Below are 21,178 nucleotides of genomic sequence, written 5' to 3'. Positions count from 1 at the left end.
TTAGACGCGTTTCACTTTTCCAGATTTCAGCGCGCGCGCCGAAACCCAAACGCGTTTCGGTTTGCCGTCAACTAAAATGCGCACTTTCTGCAAGTTGGCTTTCCATGTGCGGCGGCTGGCGTTCATGGCATGCGAACGCGAATTGCCGAACGATTTCTTCTTGCCGGTAATGAAGCACTTCGCCATCGTTTTTCCCTCCTTGCTTTCACATCCCTCTAAAAACACTATTATAATTTACCATACAACTGTAGGGATTGCAATAGACGTGCGGTTTTCTTTCAAGAAACTGTCCTTGACATATATTTCAGTTTTCGGCTAAATAATACTAGTGGGCGGACGGGAAGCGCTTTGAAAACAGAAAGCGTTATAGTACAATAGGGGTAGCTGTGCGAGATACGCAAAGGGGGAACGAGCATGTCGATCGAATGGCAAACGAAATACGGGCGCATCGAAGTCGCCAATGAAGTCATTGCGATGATCGCGGGGGGAGCTGCCGTCGATTGCTACGGCATTGTCGGAATGGCGTCGAAAAACCAAATTCGCGATGGGCTGTCGGAAATTTTGCGCCGGGAGAATTTTTCCAAAGGGGTTATTGTCCGCGAAGAAAACGGCGAGGTACATATCGATATGTACATCATCGTCAGCTACGGAACGAAAATTTCCGAAGTCGCTCATAACGTGCAGTCGAAAGTGAAGTACACGCTCGATCAGACGCTCGGGCTGGCGGTTCAGTCGATCAATATTTACGTTCAAGGGGTTCGGGTGTCAAACCCGTAGTAAGGAGGAGTTAGCCGGTGACAATGAGGACGCTTGACGGAAGACGATTTGCCGATATGGTGCAGCAAGGGGCCGCACATTTGGCGAACAACGCCAAGACGGTCGATGCGCTGAACGTCTTTCCGGTTCCAGATGGCGATACAGGAACAAACATGAACTTGTCGATGACGTCCGGGGCGAAAGAAGTGAAGGCGAATGCCTCCGACCATATCGGCAACGTCGCCGCGGCGCTGGCAAAAGGGCTGTTGATGGGGGCGCGCGGCAATTCCGGCGTCATTTTGTCGCAGCTGTTCCGCGGATTTGCCAAGGCAGTCGAAGGCAAACAAGCGGTGAACAGCTTCGAATTCGCCGCCGCTTTGCAGGCGGGGGTGGACACAGCCTATAAGGCGGTGATGAAGCCGGTTGAGGGGACGATCCTCACCGTTGCCAAAGAAGCGGCGCGCAAGGCGGTGGAGGTGGCAAAAAAAGAACGCGACGTGATCGCCGTGATGGAAGCGGCGCTCGCCGAGGCGAAAGCGGCGCTGCAGCGCACACCCGAATTGCTCCCGATCTTAAAGGAAGTCGGTGTCGTCGACAGCGGCGGTCAAGGGCTCGTATACATCTATGAAGGGTTTCTTGCTGCTTTGAAAGGAGAAATCGTGAGCGCCGCACGCGCTGAGGCGCGGATGGACGATCTAGTGAAAATGGTGCACCATCAAAGCGCGCAAAGCCATATTCATGCCGATGAGATCGAGTTTGGCTACTGTACGGAATTTATGGTCCGTTTTGAGCCGGAAAAGCTGGCCGAGCACCCGTTTTCCGAAGAAACGTTCCGCCGCGAGTTAAGCCAGTTCGGCGACTCCTTGCTCGTTGTCGCGGATGAAGAGCTTGTTAAGGTGCACATCCATTCGGAAACGCCGGGTGAGGTGCTGACATACGGTCAACGCTACGGCAGCTTGATCAATATTAAAATTGAAAACATGCGCGAACAACATGCCAACATCGTCGGCAAGGAGGCAAAAACGCTTCCTGGCGTTGCCAAAGAGGAAGCAAAGCCGTACGGCATCGTCGCCGTCGCTATGGGCGCTGGCGTGGCTGAACTGTTTCGGAGCATCGGTGCACACGCCATCATTGAAGGTGGGCAAACGATGAACCCGAGCACGGAAGAAATCGCTGACGCCATCCGCCTCGCCAACGCGGAAACGGTGTTTGTGCTGCCAAACAACAAAAACATTGTGATGGCGGCAAAACAAGCGGCGGAGCTTTCCGAACAGCGGGTGATCGTCATCCCGTCGAAAACGGTTCCGCAAGGTCTGGCGGCGCTCTTGGCGTTCAATCCGGCGCAATCGGCCGAGCAAAATGAGCGGGCGATGACGGCGGCGCTGTCGCGAGTGAAAACGGGGCAAGTGACATTTTCCGTGCGCGATACGACGATTGACGGCATCGAGATTCAAAAGGGCGATTACATGGGGTTATGGGATGACCGCATTATTGCCGCTGACAAAGACAAACTCGCCGTAACGAAGCGGCTGCTTGATGCGCTCATTGATGAAGAAAGCGAAATCGTGACCATTTTGTACGGCGAAGACGCAACGGAGATCGATGTGGAAACAGTCGTTGCCTATTTGGAAACAAAACATGACGGGGTCGAAGTGGAAGTGCATAACGGAAAGCAGCCGCTGTATCCATTTATCATTTCCGTCGAATAATATGTTAGAATAATAGAAGGGAGCATTCCCTTCTATTTTTCTTATTTTTCTGTTTTGTGGAGGAATAGCGGAGATGAAATACAAAAGCGTCTTTGATATCATTGGCCCGGTGATGGTCGGGCCGTCAAGTTCACATACGGCCGGGGCGGTGCGCATCGGTTTGGTTGCGCGCAAGTTGTTTGGCCGAAAGCCGACGTGGGCGCGCATTTCGTTTTACGGCTCATTTGCCGAAACGTATCGGGGGCATGGCACCGACGTTGCCATTGTCGCCGGGCTGCTTGGGTTTGACACGTTCGATGAACGTCTTCCGAATGCGCTTGAGATCGCCCGAGCGGAAGGTGTAGATGTGTCGTTTTCCGCCGAGGAGGCGATTCCGCATCATCCGAATACGGCGCGCCTGCGGATTGGCGATGATGAAGGCGAGCTTGAGCTCGTCGGCATTTCGATCGGCGGCGGCAAAATCGAAATCGTCGAATTGAATGGGTTTGCCTTGAAGCTGTCTGGCCACCATCCGGCGCTGCTCATTATGCATAATGACCGGTATGGGACGATTGGGGCGGTGGCTTCGGTGTTGGCGAAACAGAAAATCAACATCGGCCATATGGAAGTGTCGCGCAAGGAGAAAGGGAAAGAGGCGCTCATGGCGATCGAAGTTGACCAGCCGTTGACCGATGATCTGATTCAAGAATTGGAGCAGCTGCCGAACATCATTCAAGTGGCGAAGCTTGCGGATTGAAAAGAAATCGGTTTCATGTTGATGTGCATCAAAGAAGATAAGCCATGATGGAGAGAGGACAGGTGGGAATCAAATGTTTCGCAATGTGGCTGAACTTGTGGCGTTGGCCGAAAAGGACAGCATCAAAATCGCTGAAGTGATGATTCGTCAGGAAGTGGAAGTGAGCGGGCGAAGCCGGGAAGAGGTGATCGCGCAAATGGATCACCATCTAGCCGTCATGGAGCGCGCCGTCGAGAGGGGACTCGAAGGGGTTGTGTCCCGCTCCGGATTGACGGGCGGAGATGCGGTGCGGATGCAGCGTTATATTGAGGGCGGCCGTTTTTTGTCCGGAGAGACGATTTTAGACGCCGTCAGCAAAGCCATGGCGACCAACGAAGTGAACGCAGCGATGGGCGTCATTTGCGCCACGCCGACGGCTGGGGCGGCCGGCGTCGTCCCGGGGACGCTGTTTGCCGTGAAAGAGAAGCTGCGGCCGACAAGAATGGAAATGATTGAGTTTTTGTTTACAGCCGGGGCGTTTGGCTACATTGTCGCCAACAACGCCTCGATTTCCGGCGCCGCCGGCGGCTGTCAAGCCGAAGTTGGGTCGGCGGCCGGCATGGCCGCCGCGGCGCTGGTTGAGCTGGCCGGTGGGACGCCTGCTCAAGCGGCCGAAGCGATGGCCATCGCCTTAAAAAATATGTTGGGATTAGTATGCGACCCGGTTGCTGGCCTGGTCGAAGTGCCGTGCGTCAAGCGGAACGCGATGGGGGCGGCGAACGCCATGATCGCTGCGGATATGGCGCTAGCCGGCATTAAAAGCCGCATCCCGTGCGATGAAGTGATTGAAGCGATGTATCGCATCGGTGCAGCCATGCCGGTGGCGCTCAAAGAAACGGCGCAAGGGGGGTTGGCCGCGACGCCGACTGGCCGCGCCATTGCGGCCCGCATTTTCGGCGCTTCTGCGGCATCGAAGTGAACGAAGCGATGCAGCAGCCGGTGACGGCGGTCAAAGGCATCGGTGAAGAGACGGCGGCGGCGCTTGCCGACATCGGCATCGCGACGGTCGGTGAGCTGCTTGCGTACGCCCCGTACCGCTATGATGATTACGAACAAAAAGATTTGGCCGCCGTCCGCCATGAAGAAAAAGTGACAGTGGAAGGAAAAGTATACAGCGCCCCGCTGTTGACGTATTACGGAAAGAAAAAATCGCGCCTTTCCTTCCGCATGCTGGCCGATCGCTACTTGATCACCGTCGTTTGTTTCAACCGTCCCTATTTGAAGGAAAAAATCGCCCTGAACGAGACGGTGACGGTGATCGGCAAATGGGACCGGCATCGGCAAACGATCAACGCCTACGAGCTTCGGTTCGGACCGGCTCCGGAGACCACCGGCATCGAGCCGGTTTACTCCGTGCGCAGCCCACTGACGGTGAAAACGATGCGCCGGTTGATGAAAGCGGCGTTCGAACAGTTTGGCGAGCACATTCCCGACCCGTTGCCGCCCGCTTTGCGCCGCGCTTATCGCCTTGTCGACAAACAAGAAGCGCTCCGCGCCCTTCATTTTCCGCGCACGCGCGAAGAATTGCATCAGGCGCGGCGCCGGCTCATCTATGAGGAGTTTTTGTTGTACCAGCTGAAAATGCAGGCGCTCCGTCGATTGATGCGCGATGAGCGGCGCGGCGTCGTTCATTCGTTTTCTGAAGAGCGGCTTTCGTCCTTTCTTTCCGGATTGCCGTTTGTCTTGACGAACGCCCAGCGCCGTGTCATCGGCGAAATTTTGGCGGACATGCGCTCGCCGCGGCAAATGAACCGGCTTTTGCAAGGCGACGTCGGTTCTGGCAAGACGGTCGTTGCCGCTGTCGCTCTTTACGCCGCCGCTTTGTCCGGATTTCAAGGAGCGCTGATGGTGCCGACGGAAATTCTGGCTGAACAGCACGCCCGCTCGCTCGCCGAGCTGTTTGCCGATACGGATGTGACGATCGCGCTCTTGACAAGCTCAGTGAAGGGAAAGCAGCGCAAAGCGGTGCTTGCCGAACTGGAAGAAGGAACAATTGATATCGTCGTAGGCACGCACGCCTTGATTCAAGAAGGAGTGCAGTTTCGCCGGCTCGGCCTCGTTATTACGGACGAGCAGCACCGGTTTGGCGTCGAACAGCGCCGCGTTTTGCGTGAGAAAGGGCATGCACCGGATGTATTGATGATGACGGCGACGCCGATTCCGCGCACACTCGCCATTACGGCGTTCGGCGACATGGACGTATCGGTGCTCGATGAAATGCCGGCCGGACGAAAAAAAGTCGAGACGTATTGGGTGAAGCATCATCAGTTCTCCCGCGTGCTCGATTTTATCGAAAAGGAATTGCGCCGTGGTCATCAGGCGTATGTCATCTGTCCGCTCATTGAGGAGTCGGACAAATTGGATGTGCAAAACGCCATCGATGTCCATAGCCAGCTTGTCCATTATTATCGCGGGAAATATGAGATCGGCTTGATGCACGGCCGGCTGTCGGCCGACGAAAAAGAACGCGTCATGAGGGCGTTCAGCGAAAACCGCATCCATGTGCTCGTCTCGACGACGGTCGTTGAAGTCGGCGTGAATGTACCGAATGCGACGGTGATGGTCATTTACGACGCCGAACGGTTTGGCCTCGCCCAGCTCCATCAGCTGCGCGGGCGGGTCGGGCGCGGCGACGCCCAGTCGTACTGCATTTTGATCGCCGACCCGAAATCGGAAGTCGGCAAAGAACGAATGCGCATCATGACGGAAACGGCCGATGGGTTTGTGTTGGCCGAAAAAGATTTGGAGCTGCGCGGTCCGGGCGATTTTTTCGGTACAAAACAAAGCGGGCTCCCGGAATTCCGCTACGGCGATCCAGTGCATGATTACCGCATTTTGGAAGTCGCCCGCCGCGATGCCGCCAAGCTCGTTTCCTCGGCCGCGTTTTGGCGCGATGAGGCGTACGCCGGGCTGCGCGCCGAGCTGGAAACGTCCGGCATACTCGATGGGGAAAAGCTAGATTAATAGACAGGGGAGGAGGCGCCGGCGCATTCGCGCCCCGCTGTTTTTTATGGTAATTGATTTTTTGGCCAGTGAAAGCCTATATTTTTATTGTTCGGACGGAGGAGGCAGGAGATGCCTGTCCCACTATTTCGTTTGTGAGCCTCGAGGATGGAGCAGAAAGCCGTTTGGCGAGGGGGGCGTCGGATCCACAGCGGCCGACAGCATGTGGCGCTGTTCATTTTTTGTGCTTGCATTTCGTTTTTTGATATTATATATTACTTTTAGTACCTAGTCATAAAATCGGACGGTGTCACGAATCGATGAGAAAAAGCAAACGCGAACGGCAACGGTTGTTGCAGGAGACGATCCGGGAAAACCCGTTTATCACCGATGAAGAGCTCGCCGAAAAATTTTCGGTCAGCGTGCAGACGATCCGCCTTGATCGGCTTGAGCTGTCGATTCCCGAACTGCGTGAGCGCATCAAGAATGTCGCCCGCCAGTCGTTCGCTGATAAAGTGCGGGCGTTGCCGCTTGAAGAAGTGATCGGCGACATTATTGACATCGAGCCGGATGCGAGCGCCATTTCGATTTTCGATGTGAAAGAGGAGCACGTCTTTCGGCGCACCCGCATCGCCCGCGGCCATCATTTGTTCGCTCAGGCCAACTCGCTTGCCGTCGCTGTCATCCATGATGAACTGGCGCTGACAGCGAAAGCGACCATTCGTTTTGTGCGCCAAGTGAAAGAAGGGGAGCGGGTCGTAGCCAAAGCGAAAGTGACCGGAAAAACGGCGCACGGGCGCACAATCGTCGAGGTGAACAGCTACGTCGGCCAGGAGCTCGTCTTTTCTGGTACGTTTGAAATGTATCGTTCAAACATAGAGAAAAAGGATGGGGACAGCAATGAATATCGCGGTTGATGCCATGGGTGGAGACCATGCCCCGGGCGAAATCGTGCGCGGGGCGCTTATGGCCGCCGCCCATTTCCCTGACATCGAGATTACGCTGATTGGCGATGAAGAGAAAATTCGCCCGCATGTGACGGGTGAAGAGCGCATTTCGATCATCCACACCGACGAAGTGATCGAAGCAGATGATGAGCCGGTGCGGGCAGTGCGGCGCAAAAAGAACTCGTCGATGGTGCGCATGGCGGAAGAAGTGAAAGAAGGGCGCGCCGCTGCCTGCATTTCCGCCGGCAATACCGGGGCGCTCATGGCAGCCGGACTGTTTGTCGTCGGGCGGGCAGCCGGCATCGACCGCCCGGCGCTCGCCCCGACGCTGCCGACGTTGGATGGGCGCGGCTTTGTCTTTCTGGATGTCGGCGCCAACGTCGATGCAAAGCCGGAACATTTGCAGCAATACGCTTTGATGGGACATGTGTACGCAAAGAACGTGCGCGGCGTCGAAAAACCGCGCATCGGCTTGCTGAACGTCGGAACGGAAGACCAAAAAGGAAACGAAACAACGAAACGGGCGTTTGCCTTGCTCAAGGAAACGAACCTTCATTTCATCGGCAATGTCGAAGCGCGCGATCTGCTACAAGGAGTGGCTGATGTTGTCGTCGCCGACGGCTTTGCCGGCAATGTTGCGTTAAAAACGATTGAAGGGACGGCGCTGGCGCTCTTTTCCTTGCTCAAGCAGACGCTGACAAGCGGCGTCGCGGCGAAGCTGGCCGCCGCCGTCCTCAAGCCAAAGCTCGCCGGGCTGAAAAAAATGATGGACTACTCGGAGTATGGCGGCGCGGCGCTGTTTGGCTTAAATGCTCCGGTCATTAAAGCGCACGGGTCGTCCGATGCGAACGCCATCTTCCACGCCATCCGCCAGGCGCGAGAGATGGTGGTTCATGATGTCATCGGCACGATCAGAGCGGAGCTGGAACGGGCATAATCGGTAAAGGAGGAATCAAAAATGGGGAAAATCGCCTTTTTATTTCCTGGCCAAGGATCGCAGACGGTCGGCATGGCGAAAGACGCTGCCGAGCATGACGACCGCGCCCGTGCCGTCATCGCGGAGGCTGACGAGCGGCTTGGATTCGCGCTTTCCAAGCTCATGTTCAACGGACCGCAAGAAGAGCTGACGTTGACATATAACGCCCAGCCGGCGCTCTTGACCGCCAGCATCGCCTTGCTCCAGCTTGTCGACGGCGCTGGGCTGAAAGCGGACTATGTTGCCGGCCACAGCTTAGGCGAATATACGGCGCTTGTCGCCGCCGGCGCCATGTCGTTTGCCGATGCCGTCTACGCGGTGCGCCGCCGCGGTGAGCTGATGGATGAAGCGGTGCCGGCCGGTGAAGGGACGATGGCGGCGGTGCTTGGGATGGACGCTGATGCGCTTGAAGCAGTGACAAATGAAATCGCCGCCCAAGGCGATCCGGTCGAGCCGGCCAACTTCAACTGCCCGGGGCAAATTGTCATCTCCGGCTCGAAAGCCGGAGTGGAAAAAGCGGCTCAGCTTTTGAAAGAACGCGGCGCCAAACGCGTCATTCCGCTTGAGGTGAGCGGTCCGTTCCACTCCGCTCTCATGAAGCCGGCGGCAGAAAAACTGAAAGCGGTTCTTGACAGTTTGGTGATTCGTGACGCCGTCATTCCGGTCGTCGCCAATGTGACTGCTGAGCCGGTGACGAAAAAAGAGGACATCGCCCGCCTTCTCATTGAACAACTGTATTCGCCGGTGCGTTGGGAGCAGTCGGTGCGCACGCTTCTTTCGCTTGGCGTCGACACGTTTGTCGAAATCGGTCCGGGAAAAGTGTTGTCCGGCCTTGTGAAAAAAATCGACCGCAACGCCCGCGTTTATGCGGTGAACGATCTTGCTTCCTTCGAAGCGACCGTTGCGGTGCTGAAAGGGGAATAAAGCGATGCTCGAAGGAAAAATTGCTCTTGTGACCGGGGCGTCGCGCGGCATTGGCCGGGCGGTCGCTCTGGAGCTTGCCCGCCAAGGGGCGAACGTTGCCGTCAATTACGCCGGCAGCGAGGCGAAAGCGAATGAAGTTGTCGAGGCCATCCGCTCGCTCGGCCGCGAAGCGATCGCCGTGCAGGCGGACGTCGCCCGCGCTGAAGATGTTGAGCGCATGGTGAAAACGACGATTGACCATTTTGGCCGCCTCGATATTTTGGTCAACAACGCCGGCATTACACGCGACAATTTATTGATGCGGATGAAAGAAGAAGAATGGGATGCCGTGATTAACACGAACTTAAAAGGAGTATTTCTTTGTACGAAGGCGGCAACGCGCCCGATGATGAAGCAGCGCTATGGGCGGATCGTCAACATTGCTTCGGTCGTCGGCGTGATCGGCAATCCGGGGCAGGCGAACTATGTCGCCGCCAAGGCCGGCGTCATCGGGCTGACGAAGACGGCGGCGCGCGAATTCGCCAGCCGCAACATCACCGTTAACGCCGTCGCACCAGGATTCATTACGACCGATATGACCGAAGCGCTCAGCCCGGAGCTGAAGGCGGAAATGTTAAAGCAAATTCCGCTCGCCCGCTTTGGCGAGCCGGATGATGTCGCCCGCGTCGTCGCTTTCCTCGCTTCCGACGCCGCGAGCTACATGACTGGACAGACGCTTCATGTTGACGGCGGCATGGTGATGCCGTAAGAAAAACAGCGCTAGTATTTTTTCTGCCAATCGACTATAATCATGAAGGGAGGTGAACGCAATGGCCGATGTATTGGAACGTGTAACGAAAATCATCGTTGACCGGCTGGGGGTTGACGAATCGCAAGTGACGCTCGAAGCGTCGTTTAAGGACGACCTGGGCGCTGACTCGCTCGACATCGTCGAACTCGTCATGGAACTTGAAGATGAATTCAACATGGAAATTTCCGATGAAGAGGCGGAAAAAATCGTCACAGTCGGAGACGCTGTGAACTACATAAAAAGTCGTCTGTAATGCTGCTTTTTTGCAAAGTCCCGTTGCTTCGAACGGGGCTTTCTCTGCTTTTTCAGGGATGCTCGGCGGGCCTTGCGGAAAAAAGCGCACGATTCCCGCTCGCGTAGCGGACCGGAGAACGGATATAATAGAAGAAGACACGGCCATTTTGTTCTGGAACGAAGTCGGAGGGCATTTTTATGTCAAAACAAAAAGATAAAGAGCGCATCCATGAAAAGAGGCGGGCGAAGTTTCAAGAGCTGCAAAACAAAATCGGCATCACCTTTCGAAACGAAAAGCTGTTGATTCAAGCGTTCACCCATTCATCGTATGTGAATGAGCATCGGCGGCGGCTTCACGAAGACAATGAACGGCTTGAGTTTTTAGGCGATGCCGTGCTGGAGCTGACCGTTTCTCAATATTTATTTCAAAAGTTCCCGCATATGAGCGAGGGGCAATTGACGAAGCTGAGGGCGGCCATCGTCTGCGAGCCGTCGCTTGTGAAATTTGCCAACGCCCTGTCGTTCGGCGAGCTCGTCTTGCTCGGCAAAGGCGAGGAGCTGACCGGCGGGCGGACGCGTCCGGCGCTCTTGGCAGACGTCTTTGAGGCGTTCATCGGCGCTTTGTATTTGGATCAAGGAATGGACGCGGTCATCCGCTTTTTGGAGAAAACGATGTTTCCGAAAATTGATGAAGGTGCTTTTTCTCATGTGATGGATTTTAAAAGCCAGCTGCAGGAATTGGTGCAGCGGGACGGCAGCGGAACGCTTGAATACGCCATTTTGGAGGAAAAAGGTCCGGCCCACAACAAGGAGTTTGTCGCCCGCGTAGCGTTAAACGGCCAAGAGCTTGGCATCGGCGTCGGCCGCTCGAAAAAGGAAGCCGAACAACATGCGGCGCAAATGGCGCTCGAAACGTTGCGGGCTGCCGATCAGCAGTGAAGGCTGGCGCTGTTACGTCAGTCTTTTTTCTGTGAACGTGCGAAGGGATGGAGAGCAAACGCTGCTCATGGGTGTTTCGATGAACATGCGCGCCTTGAGCGGGGGAAGAAAGGCGTTTTTTTCGATAGCTCATATGGTAGGATGAAAAGATCGAACGTCTCGGTTTCCAAAAAGGGCTCCGGGGTGTTTGTGGTGGATCACAGTGGAAAGATGGTGAGGCGTCATACCATGTTCCTGAAACGATTGGATGTGATCGGCTTTAAATCGTTCGCCGACCGTGTATCGATCGAGTTTGTCCCTGGTGTGACGGCGGTCGTCGGTCCGAACGGGAGCGGCAAAAGCAACATTACCGATGCGATCCGTTGGGTGCTCGGTGAGCAATCAGCAAAATCGTTGCGCGGGGCGAAAATGGAAGACGTCATCTTCGCCGGCAGCGAATCGCGCAAGCCGCTCAATGTGGCTGAAGTGACGATCACACTCGACAATGAAGACGGCTTTTTGCCGCTTGAGTACCAGGAAGTGAGCGTGACCCGGCGCGTCTATCGCTCGGGGGAGAGCGAGTTTTTCATCAACCGCCAGCCGTGCCGTTTGAAAGACATCGTCGATTTGTTTCTCGATTCCGGGCTCGGCAAGGAGGCGTTTTCCATCATCGGCCAAGGCCGGGTCGAAGAGATTTTAAGCAGCAAACCGGAAGAGCGGCGCACGATTTTTGAAGAAGCGGCCGGCGTGTTGAAGTACAAGCTGCGGAAAAAAAAGGCGGAGGCGAAGCTAGCGGAGACGCAAGACAACTTGCACCGCGTCAACGATATTTTGCACGAGCTCGAACAGCAGCTTGAGCCGCTCCGCATGCAGGCGTCGCTCGCCAAAGAGTTTTTGGAAAAACGCGAAGAGCTCGAGCGATTTGAAGTGGCGCTGATGGTTCACGACATCGAGCAGCTGCGCGGGCAATGGAATGAGTTGAAGGAAGCGCTTGATGGGCACCAGCGGGACGAAGTGGCGCTGGCGGCGGCGTTGCAGAAAATGGAAGCCCAAATCGAACAGCTCCGCGATCAAATGACCGCCATTGACGAATCGATCGACGGTTTGCAGCAAGTGCTTCTTTTAGCCAGCGAAGAGCTTGAGAAGCTCGAAGGGCGGAAAGAAGTATTGAAAGAGAGAAAAAAGCATGCCGCGAGGCGAAAAGCGCAGCTGGACGACATAACGGCTGCACTGGCTGCGAAACGGCGTCGCTTGACGGAGCAGCTGCATGCCGAGCGGGAGGAACTCGCCCGGCTTGAGGCGGGCGCCGCAGCGCTCGAGCGGGAGCTGAAAGAAAAACAGGCTTTGTTTTCGGCGCATGAAGCCGACATTGAAGAAGAAATCGAGCGGCGAAAAGGTGATTACATCGACCTTGTTCATGAACAGGCGGCGTTGAAAAACGAACGCGCACATGTGGAGCAGGCGCTTGGCAAGCTGCATGCCAAACGGACGGCGCTCGATGAAGCGAACCGCCGCCATCTCGCCGAACGTGAACAGCTCGAGCAGAAGCGGGCGGCTTTATGGGCCGAGCAGACCCGCCTCGAACAGGCGCTGACGGAAGCGCATAACAGACAAGCCGCTCTCGCCGCGGCGCTCGCAGCGCAAAAAACGGAGCTCGAGCAGCATGAAGCGTTGCTGCATCAGGCGCGCCAATACCGGCAGCAAACCAAAGCGCGCCAGCAATGGTTGGAAGAGATGCAACATGATTATTCCGGTTTTGTCCAAGGAGTAAAAGAAGTATTAAAGGCGCGCGACCTTCTGCCCGGCATTCATGGCGCCATTGTTGAGCTCATTCGCGTGCCGGACCGCTATGAGACGGCGATTGAAACGGCGCTCGGCGGGGCGATGCAGCATATCGTCGTTGACAGCGAACAGGCGGCGCGGCAAGCGATTCACTATTTGAAAACGAACGGCTACGGGCGCGCGACGTTTTTGCCGCTTGACGTCATCCAAGCGCGCGCGCTTTCCGAACGGGAGCGGGCGGCGATTGACCGCCATCCGGCGTTTGTCGGCATCGCAAGCGAGCTCGTCGAATACGACCGCGCCTATAGGGCGGCGATCGCCCATTTGCTCGGCCATGTCATCGTGACAGCCGATTTAAAAGGCGCGAATGAGCTGGCCAAGCTTCTTCACTATCGCTATCGCCTCGTGACATTGGACGGTGATGTCGTCAGCCCTGGCGGGGCGATGACCGGCGGCGGGGCGGCGAAAAAGACCGCGTCGTTGCTAAGTCGAAACCGCGAGCTTGAGACGCTTTCGGCCAAACTGCAGGAAATGGATGAAACGATCGCTCGGCTTGAGCGGGCTGTTGCCGCAAAACGACACGAGCTGGCGGAGCAGGAAGCGCAGGCGGACGCGCTGCAAGAAGAGGTTGCGGCGCTTCGGGAGGCCCTGCAAAGACAAAAGGACGAGCAACGCGAGCTCGAATGGCAGAAAAAACGGATCGACGAGCGGCTTGCACTGTATGATGAAGAAAAGGCGAACGACGAGCGCGAAATGGCAGAGCTCAACCGCCGCCTCGGCGCCATTGACAGGCAGCTTGAGCAGCTTGCCGAGAAACTGCAGGCGATCGATGACGACATCAGCCGGCTGCAGGCGCAAAAACAGACGGAGCAAACGACGAAAGAGGCGCTCCAGGCAGCGATCACGGAGCAAAAAATCGCCTTGGCGGAAACGAAAGAGCGCGTGAAACATGCACGCCGGAAAGTGGAAGAATGGGAAGCGGAGCTTGCCGAAACGATCCGTGGGCTCAAAGAAGCAGAGCGCGAACGAGCCGCTTTGGATGCGGAAATGGAGGCGCCGGAATGGAACGAGGAAGAGATTGAGCAGCTGCGAGAGCAAAAGCTTGAGGACAAGCAAAAGACATTGGAGCTGATCGCGAGCCGTCGCGAACAGCGGCTCGATTTCCAACGCCGTCTTGAACATTTGGAACAGGAATGGAAAGAGACGAAGCGGCAGCATAAACAGCTCGCCGATGTCGTGAAAGACGAAGAAGTAAAGTTGAACCGGCTTGATGTGGAGCTTGAGAATTTGCTTGTCCGTCTGCGCGAAGAGTATGGGCTGTCGTTTGAAGCGGCTCGCTCCGCGTACCCGCTTGAGATCGGCGCCGATGAGGCGCGCAAGCGGGTGAAGCTGATCAAGCGCGCCATGGAGGAGCTCGGCACCGTCAACTTGGGGGCGATCGATGAATACGAACGAGTTTCCGAACGGCACCGCTTTTTAAGCGAGCAAAAAACCGATTTGGAAGAGGCGAAGGCGACGCTCCACCAAGTCATTGATGAAATGGACGATGAAATGAAAAAACGATTTTTCGCGACGTTTGAACAAATCCGCGCCCATTTTGGCGAGGTATTTGGCGAGCTGTTCGGCGGCGGGCGCGCCGATTTGCGGCTGACCGATCCGAACGACTTGCTTGAGACTGGGATCGACATCGTCGCTCAGCCTCCGGGGAAAAAGCTGCAACATTTAAGCTTGCTTTCCGGCGGCGAACGGGCGCTGACGGCGATCGCCCTCTTGTTTTCGATTTTAAAGGTGCGCCCGGTGCCGTTTTGCGTCCTTGATGAAGTCGAAGCGGCGCTTGATGAAGCGAACGTGCAGCGGTATGCCCAATATTTAAAACGGTTCAGCCGCGACACGCAGTTTATCGTCATCACCCATCGAAAAGGGACGATGGAAGAAGCGGACGTGCTGTACGGCGTCACGATGCAAGAATCGGGCGTCTCAAAGCTTGTTTCTGTCCGTTTGGAAGATTCGAAGGAGCTCGTGCGGTCATAATGGAAAGGAGGCGCTTTGGATGGGTTTTTTTCAAAAATGGAAAGAAAAATGGACAAAGCAAGCGGATGCCGTAACCGAAAAGTTTAAAGAAGGGCTGTCAAAAACGCGAAATTCGCTCGCCGGGAAAGTGAACGACCTCATCGCCCGTTATCGGAAAGTGGATGAAGAGTTTTTTGAAGAGCTTGAGGAAATTTTGATCGCCGCGGATGTGGGCGTCACGACCGTCATGGAACTTGTCGATGAGCTGAAAATGGAAGTGAAGCGCCGCAACATTCAAGACCCGGCGCAAATGCGCGACGTCATCGCCGAAAAGCTCGTTGACATTTACCGCGCCGGCGCCGATGACAAAGAACTTTCCGCTTTGAATATACAAGAAGGCGGGCTGACGGTCATTTTGTTCGTCGGTGTCAACGGCGTCGGCAAAACGACAACGATCGGCAAGCTCGCCCATAAGCTGAAATCGGAAGGGAAATCCGTCTTGTTGGCAGCTGGCGACACGTTCCGCGCCGGGGCGATCGAGCAGCTCGAAGCGTGGGGCGAGCGCGTTGGGGTCGACGTCATTAAGCAGGCGGCCGGCTCCGATCCAGCGGCGGTCATGTATGATGCGATTCAAGCGGCGAAAGCGCGCGGCGTTGACGTATTGTTATGCGACACGGCCGGGCGGCTGCAAAACAAAGTGAATTTAATGAAAGAGCTCGAAAAAGTGAAACGCGTCATCAGCCGCGAAATTCCGGGCGCTCCGCATGAAGTACTGCTTGTGTTGGATGCGACGACCGGGCAAAACGCGATGAGCCAAGCCAAGCTGTTTAAAGAAGCGACCGATGTGACCGGCATCGTGTTGACGAAGCTTGACGGCACGGCGAAAGGCGGCATCGTGCTTGCCATTCGCAACGAGATGGCCATCCCGGTGAAACTCGTCGGCCTCGGCGAGAAGATGGACGATTTGCAAGTGTTCGATCCAGAACAGTACGTCTACGGATTGTTTGCTGATTTGCTGGAATCATAAACAAGCCAACAGAGGGTGCTCCCAAAACAATGGAGCGCCCTTTGTTGTTACGTCCACGGGAGTGTAACCGATAAGCCCTTTGTTCGTTCCATCCCTTGACACCTTGCCGAAAAGACGGTACACTACATTTTTGTAAAGGTATTTTACTTAACAATGAGGGAGGGAGAGTCCGGTGCTGGAAAAAACGATGCGCATGAACTATTTATACGATTTTTACCAAGCGCTGTTGACGCCGAAACAGCGCAACTATATGGCGCTTTACTACTTGGACGACTACTCCCTCGGGGAAATTGCCGAACAATATGAGGTGAGCCGCCAGGCGGTGTACGATAACATCCGGCGTACAGAAGCGATGCTGGAGCAGTATGAAGAGAAGCTCGGGCTGCTGCGAAAATATGAACGGCGGCGGCAGATCATCGAGCGGCTGAAAGACTACATCAGCCGGCACTACGGTGCTGACGCCGAATTGGCGGCGCTAGTCCGCGAGCTTGACGAACTTGATTAAAAAAGGGGGTGGCCGCCATGGCGTTTGAAGGACTGTCTGAACGTTTGCAGCAGGTGATGAACCGCATCCGCGGCAAAGGGAAAGTCACCGAAGCGGATGTCAAAGAGATGATGCGCGAAGTGCGCCTTGCGCTTTTGGAAGCTGACGTCAACTTTAAAGTCGTCAAAGATTTCATCAGACAGGTGAGCGAGCGGGCTGTCGGGCAGGAAGTGATGAAAAGCTTAACGCCGGGCCAGCAAGTGATCAAAATCGTCAAGGAAGAGCTGACGGCGTTAATGGGCGGTGAGCAAAGCCAAATCGCTGTCGCGAAGAAACCGCCGACCGTTGTGATGATGGTCGGGTTGCAAGGGGCCGGGAAAACGACGACCACCGGGAAGCTGGCCAACTTGCTGCGCAAACGGCATAACCGGAAGCCGCTTCTGGTGGCTGCCGACGTTTACCGCCCGGCGGCGATCAAACAGCTTGAGACGCTTGGCAAGCAGCTCGACATGCCTGTCTTTTCGTTAGGCGAGCACGCCAATCCGGTTGAAATCGCGAAACAGGCGCTCGAGCGGGCGAAAGAAGAGCATTATGATTACGTGCTCATCGACACAGCCGGCCGCCTCCACATTGATGAAGCGCTCATGGATGAACTGAAGCAAATGAAAGAAGCGGTCAAGCCGGATGAAATTTTCCTCGTCGTTGACGCCATGACCGGGCAAGATGCCGTCAATGTCGCACAAAGCTTCCATGAGCAGCTCGGCATCACCGGGGTGATTTTGACGAAGCTGGACGGCGACACGCGCGGCGGGGCGGCGCTGTCGATTCGCGCCGTCACCGGAGCGCCGATCAAGTTTGCTGGGATGGGCGAAAAACTTGACGCTTTGGAGCCGTTCCATCCGGAGCGAATGGCGTCGCGCATTTTAGGCATGGGCGATGTCCTGACGCTCATCGAAAAAGCGCAGGCGGCCGTCGACGAAGAGAAGGCGAAGGAGCTCGAACAAAAAATGCGCACGGCCACCTTCACGCTTGACGACTTTGTGGAGCAGCTCGGCCAAGTGCGCAAGCTCGGACCGCTTGACGAACTGATTAAAATGCTGCCGGGCGCCAACAAAATCAAAGGGCTCGCCAACATCCAAGTCGATGAAAAGCAAATCGCCCGCGTTGAGGCGATCATCCGCTCGATGACGAAAGAAGAGAAAACGCATCCGGAAATCATCAACGCTAGCCGCAAAAAGCGGATCGCCAAAGGAAGCGGCACGACGGTGCAGGAAGTAAACCGGCTTTTGAAGCAATTTGACGAGATGAAAAAAATGATGAAAATGATGACGAATATGCCAAAAGGGAAAAAGAAAGGATTCCGTTTTCCATTTATGTAAATGAAGATCTGTTAAGCGAAAAACCTTTACAAACGGAAAAAGAATTGTTAATATACTATCTTGTGTGAACTCTATACGGAGGTGCGTACTGACTATGGCAGTAAAAATTCGTTTAAAACGCATGGGGACAAAGAAAAAACCATTCTATCGCATCGTGGTAGCTGATTCGCGCTCGCCGCGCGACGGTCGTTTTATCGAAACGATCGGCACGTACGATCCGGTCGCTGAGCCGGCGCAAGTGAAAATCGATGAGGAATTGGCGCTCAAATGGCTGCAAAACGGCGCCAAACCATCGGATACGGTGCGCAGCTTGCTGTCGAAGCAAGGCATTTTAGAGAAGTTCCATAACTTGAAATACGGCAAATAAGCGAGATGCACATGAAGCCGCTCATTGAAACGATCGTCAAGGCGCTTGTCGATCATCCGGAGGCGGTGGCGGTTGAACGCCGCGAAGAAGAGACGGCCGTCATCTATGAGCTGTCCGTGCATGAAGACGACACTGGCAAAGTGATCGGCAAACAAGGGCGGACGATCCAGGCGATTCGCACGGTCGTTGCCGCCGCCGCGGCCGGATCGCCAAAGCGGGTTGTTGTGCAAGTGAAAGACAAAGGGTGAGGATGTTCCTCTCCCTTTTTTGATATGATGCCAAAGGGCGCAAAAATGGCCCGGGTGCCGTTCATTCCGTGTCAAAAGGGGGAAGAGGATGAAGCTCATTCAAACGGTTGAGGTGCGGCAAATCGTCACCGAACGGAGCAAACAAGAGCTTGCCGCCGCGTTTTTGGCGCGCAAGCAGCAGCTCGAGCGCGAGTGCGACCAGCTTCGTTTTGAACAGAAACGAATGGAGAAAAGCGGAAACTATCCGCCCGCTTTAGTGAAACAATATTTTGCCAAAGAGATCGACGAGCGGATGGAGAAAATGAAACTGCTTGAGTTTCAGCTCGAACAATTACATATGCTACCGTTAGGGAGCGAATTGAAAGAGCGGGAAGTCGAGGCGCTCGTTGAGGTGAACGTCGGCGACCGTTGGGAAGAGGTGACAAAAACGCGCGCCATCATCATTGAAGACGGCGTCGTCAAAGAGATTCGCTAAGAAGGGATGAAAGCGATGGAACGATGGTTTAATGTCGGAAAAATTGTCAATACGCACGGCATTCGCGGCGAAGTGCGCGTCATTTCGCGCACCGACTTTCCTGAAGAACGGTATAAAAAAGGAAACAAGCTGTACATTTTCCGCGAACGGGACACGGAACCGATTGAAGTCACGGTGAAAAGCCACCGCGTCCATAAATCGTTTGACTTGTTGTCGTTTGAAGGCTATGACAGCATCAACGATGTGGAACGGTTTAAGGGAGCGATGCTGAAGGTGCCGGAAAGCCAGCTCGGCGAACTCGCGGAAGGGGAATATTATTTCCATGAGATCATCGGCTGCACTGTCGTGACAGAAGGCGGGGAGACCATTGGCGCGGTAAAGGAAATTTTGACTCCAGGGGCGAACGACGTCTGGGTCGTCCGGCGCGAAGACGGATCGGAAGCGCTCATTCCGTACATTGACGAGGTCGTTTTGCACGTCGATCCGGAGCGGAAAACGATCATCATCCGGCCGATGGAAGGGCTGCTCGAGTGATGCGGATCGATATTTTAACGTTGTTTCCCGGCATGTTTTCCGGGGTGTTGAGCGAGTCGATTTTAAAGAAGGCGCAAGAAAAAGGGGCCGTCGACATCCGCCTTATTGATTTTCGCGAGTTTGCCGACAACAAGCATAAAACGGTCGACGATTATCCGTATGGCGGCGGCGCCGGCATGGTGCTCAAGCCGCAGCCGATTTTTGACGCGGTGGAACACGTGACGGCTGGATCGCCTGGCGCCCGCATCATTTTGCTTTGCCCGCAAGGCGAGCGCTACACGCAAAAAAAGGCGGAAGAGCTGGCGAAAGAAACGCATTTGGTGCTCATTTGCGGCCATTACGAAGGGTATGACGAACGCATTCGCCAATATTTAGCAACCGATGAAATTTCGATCGGCGACTATATTTTAACAGGCGGGGAACTCGGCGCCATGGTCATTGTCGACAGCGTCGTCCGTCTTCTCCCCGGGGTGCTCGGCAATGAGGCGTCGCCGGTCGATGACTCGTTCAGCTCCGGGCTGCTTGAGTATCCGCAATACACAAGACCGGCCGATTTCCGTGGCATGAAAGTGCCGGATATTCTGCTTTCTGGCAACCATCAGCTCATCGCCGAGTGGCGCGAGAAGGAATCGCTCCGGCGCACGTTTTTGCGCCGTCCGGACTTGCTCGATGAATATCCGCTTACAGACAAGCAAAAGCAATGGCTGAAAGAGTGGGAAAAGGAGCGCGAATAGCTATTGCCTGAGTCAACAGTTTATGCTATCATGTCTTTTGTGTGACCTTAAGCGATTGGCTTGAGGATGGAAAACGATGTTCCGCTGCAATGAAGAGATCATTGGCATGAACATCTGTGGAAGGAGTGGATCATGATGCATCATTTAATCCAAGAGATTACGAAAGAACAACTGCGGACGGATTTGCCGGATTTCCGCCCGGGCGACACGGTGCGCGTTCATGTGAAAGTCGTCGAAGGCAACCGCGAACGCATCCAAGTGTTTGAAGGTGTCGTCATTAAACGGCGCGGAGCGGGCATCAGCGAAACGTTCACGGTCCGCAAAGTGTCCTATGGCGTCGGCGTTGAGCGCACATTCCCGGTGCATACGCCGAAAATCGCCAAGCTGGAAGTCATCCGCCGCGGGAAAGTCCGCCGCGCGAAATTGTACTACTTGCGCGAACTTCGCGGCAAAGCGGCGCGCATCAAGGAAAATACGAACGCAGCGCAATAATGGACAACGGTGGATCACAGCGGAAAAGGAGCTTGCTTTCAAGCTCCTTTTTTCACTACCGCCAATGATGATTACGGTAGTGATCCACGACTGCAAACTTTGATTTAGGTGGGTGGACAATGGAACAGAAAAAAAGCGAATGGCGTGAATGGATGAAAGCGATCGTCGTTGCCGTCTTGCTCGCCGGGGGCATCCGCTACTTTATTTTCGCTCCGATCATCGTCGACGGTTATTCGATGATGCCGACATTACATAACCATGAGCGGATGATCGTCAATAAACTGGCGTATAAAATCGGCATGCCGCACCGTTTCGATATCATTGTTTTTCACGCCGAAGAAGGGAGAGACTATATTAAGCGAGTCATCGGCCTGCCGGGCGACCGAATTGAATACAAAAATGATACGCTCTATATCAATGGCAAGCCGTATGAAGAGCCGTATTTGGACGAGTATAAAAAGCAGTTGTCCGACGGCGGTCCACTGACGGAATCGTTCACTTTGGAGGAACTGACCGGGCGAAGCACGGTGCCGCCGGGGCATTTGTTTGTCATGGGCGACAATCGCCGTTTCAGCAAAGACAGCCGCCATATCGGCTTCATTCCGATGTCCAAAGTCGTTGGCAAGGCGAATCTTGTGTATTGGCCGTTGGCTGACGCCCGGATTGTGAAATAA

23 protein-coding genes are annotated in these 21,178 nt (G+C 55.1%); 22 read left to right on the top strand and 1 reads right to left on the bottom strand.

Annotated features, from left to right (window positions below; translation table 11 throughout):
• Positions 1-186 carry a 50S ribosomal protein L28 gene (gene rpmB, locus ABS784_RS01035; protein ID WP_011230681.1) on the bottom strand — a complete coding sequence of 62 codons (186 nt, stop codon included), beginning with the start codon at positions 184-186 and terminating at the stop codon, positions 1-3.
• A gap of 228 nt (positions 187-414) precedes the next feature.
• Between rpmB and ABS784_RS01030 the strand changes: the two genes are divergently transcribed.
• The 22 genes from ABS784_RS01030 to lepB all read left to right on the top strand — a co-directional run bounded on the left by ABS784_RS01030 (position 415) and on the right by lepB (position 21,178).
• Entirely contained in the window at positions 415-777 is a 363-nt protein-coding gene (locus ABS784_RS01030; RefSeq protein ID WP_011230682.1) for an Asp23/Gls24 family envelope stress response protein, read from the top strand.
• A 17-nt stretch (positions 778-794) separates the two neighbouring features.
• On the top strand, positions 795-2,465 hold the full coding sequence (locus tag ABS784_RS01025) for a DAK2 domain-containing protein (RefSeq protein ID WP_014195419.1): 1,671 nt from the start codon (positions 795-797) through the stop codon (positions 2,463-2,465).
• A 73-nt stretch (positions 2,466-2,538) separates the two neighbouring features.
• Positions 2,539-3,201 carry an L-serine ammonia-lyase, iron-sulfur-dependent subunit beta gene (sdaAB, locus tag ABS784_RS01020; protein ID WP_011230684.1) on the top strand — a complete coding sequence of 221 codons (663 nt, stop codon included), beginning with the start codon at positions 2,539-2,541 and terminating at the stop codon, positions 3,199-3,201.
• A 73-nt stretch (positions 3,202-3,274) separates the two neighbouring features.
• Positions 3,275-4,159, top strand: coding sequence for an L-serine ammonia-lyase, iron-sulfur-dependent, subunit alpha (gene sdaAA / locus ABS784_RS01015; protein WP_011230685.1), 885 nt, complete (start codon positions 3,275-3,277; stop codon positions 4,157-4,159).
• Positions 4,156-6,204: an ATP-dependent DNA helicase RecG gene (recG, locus tag ABS784_RS01010; RefSeq protein ID WP_023634006.1), complete on the top strand. Its 2,049-nt coding sequence runs from the start codon at positions 4,156-4,158 to the stop codon at positions 6,202-6,204. The genes sdaAA and recG overlap by 4 nt, the downstream gene beginning before the upstream one ends.
• Positions 6,205-6,503: 299 nt before the next feature.
• The gene (gene fapR, locus ABS784_RS01005; protein WP_011230687.1) at positions 6,504-7,100 is read left to right on the top strand and encodes a transcription factor FapR; all 597 of its coding nucleotides are present in this window, start codon (positions 6,504-6,506) and stop codon (positions 7,098-7,100) included.
• On the top strand, positions 7,084-8,067 hold the full coding sequence (plsX, locus tag ABS784_RS01000) for a phosphate acyltransferase PlsX (protein ID WP_033012324.1): 984 nt from the start codon (positions 7,084-7,086) through the stop codon (positions 8,065-8,067). The genes fapR and plsX overlap by 17 nt, the downstream gene beginning before the upstream one ends.
• Before the next feature lie 21 nt (positions 8,068-8,088).
• Positions 8,089-9,030 carry an ACP S-malonyltransferase gene (gene fabD, locus ABS784_RS00995; RefSeq protein WP_021321695.1) on the top strand — a complete coding sequence of 314 codons (942 nt, stop codon included), beginning with the start codon at positions 8,089-8,091 and terminating at the stop codon, positions 9,028-9,030.
• 4 nt (positions 9,031-9,034) lie between these two features.
• The gene (gene fabG / locus ABS784_RS00990; protein WP_011230690.1) at positions 9,035-9,778 is read left to right on the top strand and encodes a 3-oxoacyl-[acyl-carrier-protein] reductase; all 744 of its coding nucleotides are present in this window, start codon (positions 9,035-9,037) and stop codon (positions 9,776-9,778) included.
• Positions 9,779-9,839: 61 nt separating this feature from the next.
• Positions 9,840-10,073, top strand: a complete 234-nt coding sequence (locus ABS784_RS00985; protein WP_011230691.1) for an acyl carrier protein — start codon at positions 9,840-9,842, stop codon at positions 10,071-10,073.
• A gap of 179 nt (positions 10,074-10,252) precedes the next feature.
• Positions 10,253-10,993 (top strand): ribonuclease III, encoded by a 741-nt coding sequence (rnc, locus tag ABS784_RS00980; RefSeq protein WP_011230692.1) that lies wholly within the window; start codon positions 10,253-10,255, stop codon positions 10,991-10,993.
• 228 nt (positions 10,994-11,221) lie between these two features.
• A complete protein-coding gene (gene smc, locus ABS784_RS00975; RefSeq protein ID WP_352511139.1) occupies positions 11,222-14,785 on the top strand; it encodes a chromosome segregation protein SMC in 3,564 nt (1,187 codons plus the stop codon).
• A gap of 19 nt (positions 14,786-14,804) precedes the next feature.
• Positions 14,805-15,791 carry a signal recognition particle-docking protein FtsY gene (gene ftsY / locus ABS784_RS00970; protein ID WP_013523383.1) on the top strand — a complete coding sequence of 329 codons (987 nt, stop codon included), beginning with the start codon at positions 14,805-14,807 and terminating at the stop codon, positions 15,789-15,791.
• 172 nt (positions 15,792-15,963) lie between these two features.
• Positions 15,964-16,296: a putative DNA-binding protein gene (locus ABS784_RS00965; protein WP_013523384.1), complete on the top strand. Its 333-nt coding sequence runs from the start codon at positions 15,964-15,966 to the stop codon at positions 16,294-16,296.
• Between the two features lie 17 nt (positions 16,297-16,313).
• A complete protein-coding gene (ffh, locus tag ABS784_RS00960) occupies positions 16,314-17,654 on the top strand; it encodes a signal recognition particle protein (protein ID WP_352511138.1) in 1,341 nt (446 codons plus the stop codon).
• A 94-nt stretch (positions 17,655-17,748) separates the two neighbouring features.
• The gene (gene rpsP / locus ABS784_RS00955; RefSeq protein ID WP_011230697.1) at positions 17,749-18,021 is read left to right on the top strand and encodes a 30S ribosomal protein S16; all 273 of its coding nucleotides are present in this window, start codon (positions 17,749-17,751) and stop codon (positions 18,019-18,021) included.
• A gap of 11 nt (positions 18,022-18,032) precedes the next feature.
• Positions 18,033-18,269, top strand: a complete 237-nt coding sequence (locus tag ABS784_RS00950) for a KH domain-containing protein (protein WP_011230698.1) — start codon at positions 18,033-18,035, stop codon at positions 18,267-18,269.
• 88 nt (positions 18,270-18,357) lie between these two features.
• Entirely contained in the window at positions 18,358-18,744 is a 387-nt protein-coding gene (locus ABS784_RS00945) for a YlqD family protein (protein WP_011230699.1), read from the top strand.
• 15 nt (positions 18,745-18,759) lie between these two features.
• A complete protein-coding gene (gene rimM, locus ABS784_RS00940) occupies positions 18,760-19,278 on the top strand; it encodes a ribosome maturation factor RimM (RefSeq protein ID WP_013145773.1) in 519 nt (172 codons plus the stop codon).
• The gene (gene trmD, locus ABS784_RS00935) at positions 19,278-20,012 is read left to right on the top strand and encodes a tRNA (guanosine(37)-N1)-methyltransferase TrmD (RefSeq protein ID WP_011230701.1); all 735 of its coding nucleotides are present in this window, start codon (positions 19,278-19,280) and stop codon (positions 20,010-20,012) included. The genes rimM and trmD overlap by 1 nt, the downstream gene beginning before the upstream one ends.
• Before the next feature lie 135 nt (positions 20,013-20,147).
• Complete coding sequence (rplS, locus tag ABS784_RS00930; RefSeq protein WP_013145772.1) at positions 20,148-20,504, top strand: 50S ribosomal protein L19; 357 nt, start codon at positions 20,148-20,150, stop codon at positions 20,502-20,504.
• Between the two features lie 119 nt (positions 20,505-20,623).
• On the top strand, positions 20,624-21,178 hold the full coding sequence (gene lepB / locus ABS784_RS00925) for a signal peptidase I (RefSeq protein ID WP_011230703.1): 555 nt from the start codon (positions 20,624-20,626) through the stop codon (positions 21,176-21,178).

Source organism: Geobacillus sp. G4 (assembly GCF_040327975.1).
GTDB lineage: Bacteria > Bacillota > Bacilli > Bacillales > Anoxybacillaceae > Geobacillus > Geobacillus thermoleovorans.
This window is presented reverse-complemented; position numbering and strand designations above follow the sequence as displayed.